The 12,950-nt window shown below is 69.0% G+C and carries 11 protein-coding genes; 6 read left to right on the forward strand and 5 right to left on the reverse strand.

Going from position 1 to position 12,950, the window contains the following annotated elements:
• Positions 1–10: 10 nt before the first annotated feature.
• Complete coding sequence (gene dxs, locus BLP83_RS12365) at positions 11–1,912, forward strand: 1-deoxy-D-xylulose-5-phosphate synthase (protein ID WP_091243207.1); 1,902 nt, start codon at positions 11–13, stop codon at positions 1,910–1,912.
• 81 nt (positions 1,913–1,993) lie between these two features.
• Here the strand turns inward: dxs and ahpF are convergent, their stop codons facing one another.
• The 5 genes from ahpF to xrtH form a co-directional block, all read right to left on the reverse strand.
• Positions 1,994–3,571 carry an alkyl hydroperoxide reductase subunit F gene (gene ahpF, locus BLP83_RS12370; RefSeq protein WP_091243210.1) on the reverse strand — a complete coding sequence of 526 codons (1,578 nt, stop codon included), beginning with the start codon at positions 3,569–3,571 and terminating at the stop codon, positions 1,994–1,996.
• Between the two features lie 226 nt (positions 3,572–3,797).
• Positions 3,798–4,361: an alkyl hydroperoxide reductase subunit C gene (gene ahpC, locus BLP83_RS12375; protein ID WP_091243213.1), complete on the reverse strand. Its 564-nt coding sequence runs from the start codon at positions 4,359–4,361 to the stop codon at positions 3,798–3,800.
• Positions 4,362–4,749: 388 nt separating this feature from the next.
• Positions 4,750–5,448 carry a response regulator transcription factor gene (locus BLP83_RS12380; protein ID WP_218121248.1) on the reverse strand — a complete coding sequence of 233 codons (699 nt, stop codon included), beginning with the start codon at positions 5,446–5,448 and terminating at the stop codon, positions 4,750–4,752.
• A 124-nt stretch (positions 5,449–5,572) separates the two neighbouring features.
• Positions 5,573–6,388, reverse strand: coding sequence for an NAD-dependent epimerase/dehydratase family protein (locus BLP83_RS12385; protein ID WP_091243215.1), 816 nt, complete (start codon positions 6,386–6,388; stop codon positions 5,573–5,575).
• Between the two features lie 29 nt (positions 6,389–6,417).
• On the reverse strand, positions 6,418–6,945 hold the full coding sequence (gene xrtH / locus BLP83_RS12390; protein ID WP_091243216.1) for an exosortase H: 528 nt from the start codon (positions 6,943–6,945) through the stop codon (positions 6,418–6,420).
• Between the two features lie 45 nt (positions 6,946–6,990).
• On the opposite strand from xrtH, the gene BLP83_RS19100 reads away from it, so the two are divergent.
• From BLP83_RS19100 to hemE, 5 genes are all read left to right on the forward strand, one after another.
• A complete protein-coding gene (locus BLP83_RS19100) occupies positions 6,991–7,572 on the forward strand; it encodes a shikimate kinase (protein ID WP_091243218.1) in 582 nt (193 codons plus the stop codon).
• Positions 7,559–8,638: a 3-dehydroquinate synthase gene (aroB, locus tag BLP83_RS12400; protein WP_245680035.1), complete on the forward strand. Its 1,080-nt coding sequence runs from the start codon at positions 7,559–7,561 to the stop codon at positions 8,636–8,638. The genes BLP83_RS19100 and aroB overlap by 14 nt, the downstream gene beginning before the upstream one ends.
• A gap of 146 nt (positions 8,639–8,784) precedes the next feature.
• Positions 8,785–11,505 carry an HAD-IC family P-type ATPase gene (locus tag BLP83_RS12405; protein WP_091243223.1) on the forward strand — a complete coding sequence of 907 codons (2,721 nt, stop codon included), beginning with the start codon at positions 8,785–8,787 and terminating at the stop codon, positions 11,503–11,505.
• A 10-nt stretch (positions 11,506–11,515) separates the two neighbouring features.
• A complete protein-coding gene (locus BLP83_RS12410; RefSeq protein ID WP_091243225.1) occupies positions 11,516–11,773 on the forward strand; it encodes a WGR domain-containing protein in 258 nt (85 codons plus the stop codon).
• Positions 11,770–12,837: a uroporphyrinogen decarboxylase gene (gene hemE, locus BLP83_RS12415; RefSeq protein WP_091243227.1), complete on the forward strand. Its 1,068-nt coding sequence runs from the start codon at positions 11,770–11,772 to the stop codon at positions 12,835–12,837. The genes BLP83_RS12410 and hemE overlap by 4 nt, the downstream gene beginning before the upstream one ends.
• Positions 12,838–12,950: the final 113 nt, after the last annotated feature.

The following is a 12,950-nucleotide window of genomic DNA, read 5'->3' on the forward strand; positions in this document are numbered from 1 at the left end:
CAATTCGCGGATGATCGACCCCAATCGCTATCCCCTGCTGGCGCGCATCGACGCGCCCGCGCAGCTGCGTGAGCTCTCCGAAGACCAGCTGCCCCAGGCCGCCGCCGAACTGCGCGCCTACCTAATCGAATCCGTCGGCAAGAGCGGCGGTCACTTCGGCGCCGGGCTCGGCGTGGTCGAGCTCACCGTCGCCCTGCACTGGGCCTTCAACACACCCGACGACCGTCTGGTCTGGGACGTCGGCCACCAGTGCTACCCGCACAAGATCCTCACCGGCCGCCGCGACACGATCCACACGGTCAAGCAGAAGGACGGCGTCGCACCGTTCCCGAAGCGCGAGGAAAGCGCCTACGACACCTTTGGCGTTGGCCACAGTTCGACCTCGATCTCGGCCGCGCTGGGCATGGCCATCGCCTGTCAGGCCAAGGGCGACCCGCGCAAGGTCGTGGCCGTCATCGGCGATGGCGCGATGACCGCGGGCATGGCCTACGAGGCGCTCAACCACGCCGGGGGCATGGAGCCCCCCCCAAACCTGCTGGTCATCCTCAACGACAACCGGATGTCGATCTCCGAGAACGTGGGCGGCATGACCAAGATGTTCGGCCGCATCAGTGCCAGCCGCACCCTCAATGCCATGCGCGAGGGCGGCAAGAAGCTGCTGGGCTCGAAGCGCAGCAACCCGGCGGCGCGCTTCGTGCGGCGCTGGGAGGAGCACTGGAAGGGCATGTTCGTGCCCTCCACCCTGTTCGAGGAGATGGGCTTCCATTACACCGGGCCCATCGATGGTCACGACCTCGGTCAGCTGGTTGGCGCGCTGAACACGCTGAAGACCCTCGACGGCCCGCAGCTGCTGCACGTCATCACCACCAAGGGCAAGGGCTACGAGCTGGCCGAGGGCGATCAGATCGGCTACCACGCGGTCGGCCCCTTCGATCCGGACAAGGGTCTGGTGGCCAAGGGTGGCGCCAAGAAGCCCACCTACACCGACGTGTTCTCGGACTGGCTGTGCGACATGGCTGCCGCCGACCCGCAGCTGATGGGCATCACCCCGGCGATGCGCGAGGGCTCGGGCCTGGTGCGCTTCAGCAAGGAATACCCCGCCCGCTATTTCGATGTCGCGATCGCCGAGCAGCACGCGGTCACGCTCGCAGCAGGCATGGCCTGCGAGGGCGCGAAGCCGGTGGTGGCGATCTACTCGACCTTCCTGCAGCGCGCCTACGACCAGCTGATCCATGACGTCGCCCTCCAGGACCTCGACGTGCTGTTCGCCATCGACCGCGCCGGCGTGGTCGGACCGGACGGTGCCACGCACGCCGGCACCTTCGATCTGTCCTACCTGCGCTGCATCCCCAACATGCTGGTGATGGCGCCGGCTGACGAGAACGAGTGCCGGCAGATGCTGAGCACCGGCTTTCGTCATCAAGGCCCGGCGGCCGTGCGCTACCCGCGTGGCACCGGTCCCGGCGTGGCGGTTCTGCCAAACCTCGACACCCTGCCGATCGGCCGCGCCGACCTGCGCCGTCGCGGTCGCCGCCTCGCGATCCTGAGCTTCGGCGCCCTGTTGCCTGCGGCACTGGCGGCAGGCGAGTCGCTCGACGCCACGGTCGTCAACATGCGCTTCGTGCGCCCGTTGGACCGCGAGCTGGTGCTGGAGCTGGCGCGCAACCACGAAGCTTTCGTGACGCTCGAAGACAACGCCGTGCTCGGCGGCGCCGGCAGCGGCGTAGCCGAGCTGCTGGCTGCCGAAGGCGTGCAGCTGCCGGTGCTGCACCTTGGCCTGCCCGACGAGTACCTGGAGCATGCCGGCCGCGAGGAGCTGCTGGCCATGGTCGGCCTGGATGCGGCAGGCGTGCTCGCCAGCATCCGCGCGCGCTTTCCGGAAGTGGCGCCGGCCAAGGTGGTGGGCGGCTGAGCCTGGCGCTTCACCATGTTCCAACGAAAACGCCCCGCATCAGCGGGGCGTTTTCATTTGCAGCAATGCTGGTGCCGAGCTTCAGGCCGCCTTGGCCTGCTCACCCGGCGCGCTGGCGCGCATCAGGTGGTCGAAGGCGCCCAGCGCCGCGGTGGCGCCTGCGCCCATGGCGATGATGATCTGCTTGTAGGGCACGGTGGTGCAGTCGCCGGCTGCGTACACCCCAGGCAGCGAGGTCTTGCCGTGGGCGTCGATCTCGATCTCGCCGCGCGGCGACAGGTTGAGCGTGCCGCGCAGCCACTCGGTGTTCGGCAGCAGGCCGATCTGCACGAAGATGCCTTCCAGCTCGATGTGCTGGATCTCGAGACTGCCGCGGTCCCGATAGTTCAGGCCGGTGACCTTCTGGCCGTCGCCCAGCACCTCGGTGGTCTGCGCGTTCACGAGAATCTGGACATTCGGCAGGCTGCGCAGCTTGCGCTGCAGCACTTCGTCGGCGCGCAGCTTGCTGTCGAATTCGATCAGGGTGACATGGCTGACGATGCCGGCGAGATCAATCGCCGCCTCGACGCCGGAGTTGCCGCCGCCGATCACCGCCACGCGCTTGCCGCGGAACAGCGGACCGTCGCAGTGCGGGCAGTAGGCCACGCCCTTGTTCCGGTACTGCTCCTCGCCGGGCACGCCCATCTGCCGCCAACGCGCGCCGGTCGACAGCACCACGCTGCGCGCCTTGAGCGAGGCGCCGCTTTCGAGCTTGATCTCGACCAGACCATCGGCACCGGCCGGCATCAGCTCGGCGGCGCGCTGCAGCGGCATCACGTCGACCTCGTACTCCTTGACGTGCTGCTCCATCTGCGCGACCAGCTTCGGCCCTTCGGTGTGGTTGACCGAGATGAAGTTCTCGATGCCCAGCGTGTCCATCACCTGGCCGCCGAAACGCTCGGCGACGAGGCCCGTTCGGATGCCCTTGCGGGCCGCGTAGATCGCCGCGGACGCGCCGGCCGGGCCGCCGCCGACGACCAGCATGTCGAAGGCGTCCTTGGCGGCGATCTTCTCAGCCGCGCGAGCGACGGCACCGGTGTCGAGCTTGGCCAGGATCTCGGCGAGCGTCATGCGGCCGCTGGCCCAGGGCTGGCCGTTCAGATAGACGCTCGGCACGGCCATCACCTGGCGCTGCTCGACCTCGTTCTGGAACAGCGCGCCATCGATGGCGACGTGCTTCACGCTAGGGTTCAGCACGGCCAGCAGGTTCAGGGCCTGAACGACATCCGGGCAGTTCTGGCAGGACAGCGAGAAGTAGGTTTCGAACACGTAGTTGCCGGCGAGCGCCTTGGCCTGCTCGATGACCTCGGCCTCTTCGCGCGGCGGATGGCCGCCCACCTGCAGCAGGGCCAGCACCAGCGAGGTGAACTCATGGCCCATCGGCAGGCCGGCGAAAGCGACCGCGGTATCGGTGCCGGCACGACGGATCTCGAACGAGGGCACGCGCTCGGCGGCGAGCGTGCCGACCGTGACCTTGTCCGAGAGCGCAGCGATGTCTTCGATCAGGGCGCGCAGTTCCTGCGAGGACTCGCCAGCGTCGAGGGCAGCGTTCACCTCGATCGGCAGCTGCAGCTTCTCCAGGTAGGCGGCGAGTTGGGTCTTCAGGTGGGCGTCGAGCATGGCGGTACTCCTGGGGACGGGAGGCTCGGGGACAGGCGGGCTTGCGCCTGCGATCTCAAAGGACTGGAGACGGCAGGCGCAAACGCGCTTGACGGAGACGGGACAGGGCCCGGAGAACCCTGCCCCGACTCTCGCCGGGACAGGTGAGGCGGCACCGATGCGATGCCTCGGGCCCGGTCGCCGCGCCGGGATGCGGTCGCGGCGACGGGCCTCTTGGACGTGCTGCTTAGATCTTGCCGACCAGGTCCAGCGACGGAGCCAGGGTCTTGGCGCCTTCCTTCCACTTGGCCGGGCAGACCTGGCCGGGGTTGGCGGCGGTGTACTGCGCCGCCTTCAGCTTGCGCAGGGTCTCGGAGACGTCACGCGCGATCTCGTTGCTGTGCACTTCGGCGGTCTTGATCACGCCTTCCGGGTTGATGATGAAGGTGCCGCGCAGGGCCAGGCCTTCTTCTTCGATGTGCACGCCGAAGGCGCGGGTCAGCTGGTGGGTCGGGTCGCCGACCAGCGGGAACTTGGCCTTGCCGACCGCCGGCGAGGTCTCATGCCACACCTTGTGCGAGAAGTGGGTGTCGGTGGTGACGATGTAGACCTCGGCACCCGCCTTCTGGAATTCGGCGTAGTTCTCGGCGGCGTCCTCGACTTCGGTCGGGCAGTTGAAGGTGAAGGCGGCCGGCATGAAGATCAGGACCGACCACTTGCCCTTCAGGCTGGCGTCGGTGACTTCGATGAACTTGCCGTTGTGGAAAGCCTGGGCCTTGAAGGGCTGGACCTGGGTGTTGATGAGAGACATCTGAGATCTCCTGGGGTGGGGGTTGGGAAAGTTGGATGAATCGAACAGGACGCAATGGTAGGCAGGGCCTATCATTGGGTAAAGAAGATTGTGTGAATTGCTGCGATAGCGAAAACCTATCAAAGCAGCTGTGGAGGACTTGATAAGGGCGCTCTTCCGGCCCTCAGGCGAAAATCCCGAGAGCCATCACCCAGAAGACAGCCTCGGTAAGCCCAAGCCATAGGGCGCGTCAATGCTTCAGCGCAGCGTGGGCAGGGCGCTTGCTGGAGCGCAACAAGCGTCGGGGCCTGCGGCCAGAAGCGCCAAGGCAGACTCCCCCTGCGCCACCGCAAACCTGACGGCATGCCGTTAGAGACCCCCGGGTGGCGGGGCGAGCAGCGGCCAGGACTCAGCCGGCTTCCAGGCGGTAGCCGTGCTGATAGACGGCGTTCAGGCGCCAGCCGTGCTCGCCTGCAAGTTCCAGCTTCTTGCGCAGGCGGCTGATATGGGTGTCGACGGTACGGGTCGCGACGTCGCTGCGGATGTTCCACACGCCTTCCAGCAGGGCTTCGCGACTGACCACGCGACCACGGCGGCGGAACAGGAAGGCCGCGAGGTCGAACTCGCGCTCGGTCAGACTGATATCGCGGCCGTTCATGCTGATGCGCCGGCGGCTGTAATCGATCACGTAGGGCGGCAGTTCCTCGACGCTGGCCGCGTCCTGGCCGAGGCCCACGCGACGCAGCATGGCATCGACGCGGGCCAGCAGCTCGCCCTGACGAGGCGGCTTCGACAGGTAGTCGTCGGCGCCGGCGCGGAGGCCGGCGACCACGTCGGCTTCGTCGTTGCGCGCGGTCAGGAAGATCACCGGCAAGCGGGTGTGTCCGTCGCGGCGCAGCCAGGTGAGGATGTCGAGCCCACTCTCGTCGGGCAGGTTCCAGTCAAGGAGGAGGAGGTCCACCGACTCCATGCCGAGGCGTCGACGGAAATCGCCCGCATCCTCATAGTGGCGCACGGTGAAGCCGGCCTGCTCCAGCCAGAACCCGTAGAGTGCTGCCTGATCCGGATCGTCTTCGACCAGCCCGACCAAGCCTGCCGCTTCAGCCATGTACCCGCTCCCGAAAGCTGTGGCCCGGAGGTGCGCCGCGACCGGCGCCTGCAAAACGCAGACCAGCGGCTGAGATCGCGCGACGGAGGTCCGGGCTAAAAAAATGTGACGGCACTATAGCGGCTCACTCCGTCTCCTGCAGCAGTGACGAATAGCCCATACGGAAGTCACTGAATCGCGGGAGGAAACCGGCGCGAAGCAGGCGTTTCGGGAGGATTCTCCGGCCGCTGTCCGGCCCGGGCGCCAGACTCGGGGGCTGCCGCCCGAGGCGGGTGGCCAGCCAGGTCAGCACTTCATCCTCGCGTGTCGGGCAGCCATCGCTGACGATCACGCTCCCGGTCAATCCGGGACGATCCAGGCAAAACTCCAGCGCGGCGGCGGCATCCTCGGCATGGATACGGTTGCTCCAGTGCGGCCGGGCCGCGGTTTCACTGACCGCTCGCCGCAGCATCATCCGGCGCCCCGGACCGTAGATGCCGCTGAAGCGCAGCGCGAGCATGGAAGGCACACGCACCGCCAGCGCCTGCTCGGCCTCCAGCAGCACGCGCCCGTTGAAGCCATCGGGAACCGCCGGGGTATCGTCATCGATGAAGCGGCCGTCATCGCCGCCATACACCGCCGTGCTGGACGCGAACAGCCAGCGCGGGCAGCGCCCCCCCAGCGCGTCAGCCAGGTTGAGCGGCGCCATGATGTAGGCGCGGCGATAGCCGGCTTCATCACGGCTGTCAGGCGTGAGCGTGCACACCACCGCATCCAGGGCTTCGGGAAGCCCGTCCAGCGTCGTCGGGTCGAGCAGGTCGGCGCGCAGCAGGGTGAGGCCAGGCAGCCCCTCGCAGGGTGATCGGCGCAGTCCGAAAACCGTGTCGCCGCGCGCCAGCAGCCTGCGCGCCAGCCGCTGCGCGAGATCACCGAAGCCTGCGAGCAGGATGCGCCGACTCATGGGGCGATGAGGCCGAGGGCGCTCCGCGCTCAGGCCGCGGCCGGCTCACCTGGGCCCGCGGCCGGCGGCGGTCGCCGAGGCGTCTTCGGCAGATAGCGCAGCCAGATCAGCCAGACCGCCAGCGCATCCAGCACGATCAGCGCCTGCCACAGGTAGAGATGGAACCAGTCGAAGGCGACCTGGCTCCACTGGCCCATGTAGAACAAGCTGATGATGCGCACCAGGTTCAGCGCCTGGATGCAGAAGAAGCCGATCACCGCCCCGATCAGTTTGTGCTTCCAAGGCGAGGGAAAGGCGATCAGCGCCGAGATCAGGATGATGACCGCCTCGATGCCGTCGCAGCCCGGCGCGATCGCCACCGCGAAGCCATTGGTCGTGCTCTGGATGATCACGCCCTCGGCATGCACGTTCGGGTCGAACATCATGATGAGGTGGGCGCTGATGTCGGCCAGCACCCCGGTGAAGGGCTCGGTGACGTACTTGGTGCCGAAGGTGCTGATGCGCGCGGCGAACAGCGTGACCAGCAGGCCCATGAAGATCAGGAAGAAGCGGAGCATCGGGAACACCCGGGTAAGACCAGCCGGCGATGCTAGCATCCGCCCATGAATCCCGCGTCGAACCTCATCCTCGTCGGGCCGATGGGCGCCGGCAAGAGCACGATCGGGCGGCGCCTGGCCAAACGCTTCGGCCTGTCCTTCATCGATCTCGACCGCGAGATCGAGCAGCGCTGCGGCGCGCGCATTCCGCTGATCTTCGAGCACGAGGGGGAGGCCGGCTTCCGCGAGCGCGAACATGCGGCGCTTGCGGACGTGCTGGCGAGCCATGCCGCGGGCCTGCTCCTCGCCACCGGCGGTGGCGCCATCCTGAGGGCCGACAATCGCGCCCTGCTGCGCGCCGGCGGCTTCGTGGTCTGGCTGCGTACGAGCGTCGCCGAACAGCTGAAACGACTGCGCAACGACGGCAGCCGCCCGCTGCTGACGGTGCCGGATCGCGACCAGCGGCTGGCCGCCATGGCCGAGTTGCGCGACCCCCTCTATCGAGACGCCAGTGATCTCGTGTTCGAATCGAACCAGCCGCATGTCGGCGCTGCCGCCGATCGCCTCGCCCGCGTGCTCGACCGCCGCTGGCAGCGCCCCGCTACATCCCTGCCTCTTTCCGGACTCGAATCCCGTGCGCAGCCTTGAGGTCAAGCTCGCCGAGCGCAGCTATCCGATCCACGTGGGCCCCGGCCTGCTGCAGGACGCTGCACTGTGGCGTCCGCTGCTGCCCGGCCGGCAGGTGCTGGTGATCAGCGACGACCACGTCGCCCGCCACTACCTGCAGCGCGTGCGCGCCGGCCTCGACGGACTCGACCACGCCAGCTTCGTGCTGCCTCCCGGCGAGGAGGAGAAGACGCTCGCCCGCTTCGGCGAGGCCATCGATGCGCTGGCCGGGCTGCGCGCCAATCGCGATGCCTGCGTGATCGCGCTCGGCGGTGGCGTGGTCGGCGACCTCGCCGGCTTCGCTGCGGCCTGCTGGATGCGCGGCATCGCCTTCGTGCAGATGCCGACCACCCTGCTGGCCATGGTCGATTCCTCGGTCGGCGGCAAGACCGCGGTCGACCTGCCGCAGGGCAAGAACCTCGTCGGCGCCTTCCACCAGCCGCGCGCGGTGATCGCCGACACCGACACCCTCGCCACCCTGCCCGATCGCGAGCTGCGCGCGGGCCTGGCCGAGGTGGTGAAGTACGGAGCTATCTTCGATGCGGGCTTTCTCGACTGGCTGGACGAGCATGCCGATGCGCTGCTGGCGCGTGACGCCGATGCCCTGGCCGAGGCCATCCTGCGCAGCTGTCGCTACAAGGCCGACGTGGTTGCCCGCGACGAGACCGAACAGGGCGAGCGCGCCCAGCTGAACTTCGGCCACACCTTCGGCCATGCGCTGGAGACCGCCGGCGGCTACGAGCGCTTTCGTCACGGCGAGGCGGTGGCCCTGGGCATGGTGATCGCGGCACGGCTCTCGGCGCAGCTCGGTCGCGCGCCGGCTGCGGACGCGCAGCGACTGTCGGACCTGCTCGCTCGCTTCGGCCTGCCGGTCGAGATCCCGGCCGGGTTCGATCCGGCCTACCTGCTGCAGCTGATGCGGCTGGACAAGAAGTCCCTGTCCGGCCGGCTGCGCCTGATCCTGTGGCGGAACGCGGGCGCGGCCGAGATCGTGTCCGGCGTCGAGGACGCAGCCATTCTCGCAGCGCTCGCCGACAGCGCAGGCTGACCCTCCGAGCCAGTTCGCGGGCCGCGGCCAGAGGCTTGCGCGCGCCCTCCGCAGTGACTCGGTTCATTCATTGAACAGTTGAGCGAGGTCCAGAAGGCCGGGCATGGCCATGCTGCAATCGTCTGGCCGATCCTTGGAGCCCCCGCATGCCCGCCGCCACGCCTCGGACAGCGCCCACCGCCGCCGGAACGCCCCCGCCCTGGCACGCGCTGAGGTCTGACCAGGCCCTGCAGGCCTTGGCCAGCAGCAGCGAAGGCATCGACAGCGCGGAAGCCTCGCGCAGGCTGGCGGCACAGGGTCCCAACCGGCTGCCCGAACCGCCCCGCCGCAGCGCGCTGCGGCGCCTGCTCGTACAGTTCAACAACCTGCTGATCCATGTCCTGCTGGCGGCGGGCTTTGTGGTACTGCTGCTCGGGCACACCGTGGATGCCGCGGTCATCTTCGGCGTGGTGGTGCTGAACGCCGTGATCGGCTTTCTGCAGGAGGGCCGCGCCGAGAATGCGCTGGCGGCGATCCGCGGCCTGATCGATCCGCGCTGCCAGGTGCTGCGCGACGGCCAGCGCGTCTCGCGGCCGGCGGAAGACCTGGTCCCGGGCGACGTGGTGCTGCTGGAGGCCGGCGACCGGGTCCCGGCCGACCTGCGCCTGCTGCTGGCCAACCGCCTGCGCATCGACGAAGCCCTGCTGACCGGCGAATCGGTCGCCGCCGAGAAGACCATGGTTCCGGTGCCCGCCAACAGCGCGCTCGGCGACCGTCGCTGTCTGGCCTTCAGCGGCACCCTGGTCGCGACCGGCAGCGCGCGCGGCCTGGTGGTTGCGACCGGCGCCGCCACCGAGCTCGGCCACATCAGCACCTTGCTCGGCGCGGTGCAGACCCTGCGCACACCCTTGGTCGAGCGCATGGACCGCTTCGCCCGCCAGCTCACGGTGTTCATCCTGGTCGTCTCGGTGCTGGTGCTGCTGCTGGCGGTCTGGCTGCACGGTACCGACTGGACCGAGGCCTTCCTTGCCGTGGTGGGCCTTGCGGTGGCGGCGATTCCCGAAGGCCTGCCCGCGGTCATGACCATCACCCTGGCCATCGGTGTGCAGCGCATGGCCGCGCGCCACGCCATCGTCCGCCAACTGCCGGCGGTGGAGACGCTGGGCTCGGTGACGGTGATCTGCTCGGACAAGACCGGCACGCTGACCCGCAACCAGATGAGCGTCGAGCGCCTGCTCGCGGCCGAAGGTGAAGCCCGCATCGAGGGCCTCGGCTACGCGCCACACGGCGAGGTGCACTGGCAGGGCGCCGATCCGCCGGCCGAAATCGCTGCCCGCGCCGCGCGCGTGGCCCTGCTCTGCAATGACGCCCGCCTGCTGGCCGAGGAATCCGGCGACTGGGGGGTGCTCGGCGATCCGATGGAGGGCGCGCTGCGCGCCTTCGCGCAGCGGCTTGGACTCGACGAGACCGCCGAGCAGAACGCCCACCCTCGGCTCGGTGAGCTGCCCTTCGACAGCGCGCATCTCTACATGGCCACCGAGCACCGCATCGGCGACGCGCGCATGGCCCTGGTCAAGGGCGCGCCCGAGCGCGTGCTCGCGCTGTGTGCCGAGGTTGCCGTTGAAGATGACGCGCGCCCGCTGGACACCGAGCACTGGCGGCGGCGGATCGAGACCCTCGCGGCCGGCGGCCTGCGCGTGCTGGCCCTCGCGGAAGCGCCGCTGGAGGAAGGCCTGGCGCTCGAGCATGCCGCATTGCCCGGCCGCTGCCGCCTGCTCGGCCTGGTCGGCCTGATCGACCCGCCGCGCGAGGAGGCCGTCCAAGCCGTCGCCGAATGCCGCAGCGCCGGCCTGCGGGTGAAGATGATCACCGGCGATCACGCCGCCACCGCGCTGGCCATCGCCCGCGAGCTCGGCCTGCATCAGAGCCCGCGGGTCATCACCGGCCCCGAGCTGGACGCGCTGGACGCAACCGATTTCGCCGAGGCCGCGCGCGCCATCCAGGTGTTCGCAAGGGTCACGCCCGAACACAAGCTGCGCCTGGTCGAGGCCTTGCAGGCGCAGGGCGAGGTGGTGGCGATGACCGGCGATGGCGTCAACGACGCGCCGGCGCTCAAACGCGCCGAGGTCGGCGTGGCGATGGGCATGAAGGGCACCGAGACCGCCAAGCAGGCCGCCGAAATGGTGCTGGCCGACGACAACTTCGCCACCATCGTCGCCGCCGTACGCGAGGGCCGGGTGATCTTCGACAACCTGCGCAAGGTCATCGCCTGGACTCTCCCGACCAATGGCGGCGAGGCGCTGGCCATCCTCGCCGCGCTGCTGTTCGGCCTGGCCCTGCCGGTGACCGCCGTGCAGATCCTGTGGATCAATCTCGTCACCGCGGTCGCGCTGGGCCTGACGCTGGCCTTCGAGCCGGCCGAGCCCGGGGTCATGCAGCGCGCGCCGCGCGGCCGCAGTGCGCCCCTGCTCGACGGTTTCCTGCTGTGGCGGCTGGTCTTCGTCTCGCTGCTGGTGGTGATCGCTGTCTTCGGCGTGTTCCACGCCAGCCAGGCCGCCGGCTACAGCCTGGAGCTGTCGCGCACGCTCGTGGTCAACACCATCGTGGTGCTGGAGGTCTTCTACCTGTTCGCGGTGCGCTACATCGGCGGCAGCTCGCTGAGCTGGCAGGGCGTTCTAGGCACCCCGGCGGTGCTGATCGGCGTCGGCTGCGTGGTGTTGGCACAGCTGGCCTTCACCTACCTGCCCGCGCTGCAGGCCCTGTTCCACACCGAGGCCGTATCGCTGCGCGACGGCCTGCTGGTGATCGGCATCGGCGTCCTGCTGCTGGCGGTGCTGGAGATCGAGAAGTGGCTGTTCCGGCATCTGGGGCACAGCCGCAGCGGCTAAACTGCGCGCCATGCGAATCTTCCTGCAGCAGCCGCCGGCCGCCGGCGAGCCCACCCGCTACCTCAAGCTCACGCTGGAAAAAGACCTGCTCGGCAGCTGGTGGCTGCACCGCGAGAGCGGCCAGGTCGGCGGCCGCGCCAGCACCAAGCGCGAGGTCTATCCCGGCCAGACCGAGGCGCTCGCCGCCTTCGAGGCCGCCCGCGATGCCCAGTTGAAGCGCGGCTTCCGCATCACCTTTTCCGAAGGCGCGGAGGCGCCGCGTCGATGACTTTCGAACCCCTGAAGAACGACCGCTTCCTGCGCGCCCTGCGCCGTGAACCCGTGGACTGCACGCCGATCTGGATCATGCGCCAAGCCGGCCGCTACCTGCCGGAATACCGCGCCAGCCGCGCCCGCGCGGGCAGCTTCCTGGCCATGGCCAAAAACCCCGACTTCGCCTGCGAGGTCACCCTGCAGCCGCTGGAGCGCTTCCCGCTGGACGCGGCCATCCTGTTTTCCGACATCCTGACCGTGCCTGACGCGATGGGCCTCGGCCTGTATTTCGCCGAAGGCGAAGGGCCGAAGTTCGAGCGCCCCGTGCGCAGCGAGGCCGACATCGCCAAGCTCGCCGTGCCCGACATGGCGCAGGACCTCGGCTATGTGATGGACGCGGTGACCCTGATCCGCCGTGAACTTCATGGGCGCGTGCCGCTGATCGGGTTCTCCGGCAGCCCGTGGACCCTGGCCTGCTACATGATCGAAGGCGGCGGCTCGGACAATTTCTCGAAGATCAAGGCGATGGCGCTGAACGCGCCGGCCGCCCTGCACCGCCTGCTGGAGGTCACCACGGATGCCGTGATCGCCTACCTCGCCGCGCAGCGCGCCGCTGGCGCACAGGCCCTGCAGGTCTTCGACACCTGGGGCGGGGTCCTGAGCCCGCGCCTGTACCGCGAGTTCTCGCTGCGCTACCTGAAGCGCATCGCCGAAGCCCTGGACCGCGGCGAAGGGGCGGAGCGCACGCCGCTGATCCTGTTCGGCCGCGGCAACGGCGCCTACCTCGGTGAACTGGCCGACACCGGCGCCGAGGCCCTAGGCGTGGACTGGCTGACCGATCTTTCCGAGGCACGCGCGCGCACCGGCGGCCGCGTGGCGCTGCAGGGCAATCTCGACCCCTGCGTGCTCTATGCCGAACCCGAAGTCATCCGCAGCGAAGTCGCGGCGACGCTGGCCTCTTACGGCGAAGGCCCCGGCCATGTCTTCAACCTGGGTCACGGCGTCTCGCCGGACATGAACCCGGAGCACGTGGCCGCGCTGGTCGAGGCGGTGCATACACTCAGCGCCAGGCCGCGCTGAGCGCCCTGCTTACGCGCCGTGGCAGCGCTCCTCCTGTCCACCCGGCTCGGCTCACTGTTCGCGAGTCCGGCGCATGCCCGGACTCGCTGGCGCAGGATCACGCGCTTGCATGC

The sequence above is a fragment of the Aquimonas voraii genome, assembly GCF_900101825.1.
In the GTDB taxonomy this organism is placed as follows: domain Bacteria; phylum Pseudomonadota; class Gammaproteobacteria; order Xanthomonadales; family Xanthomonadaceae; genus Aquimonas; species Aquimonas voraii.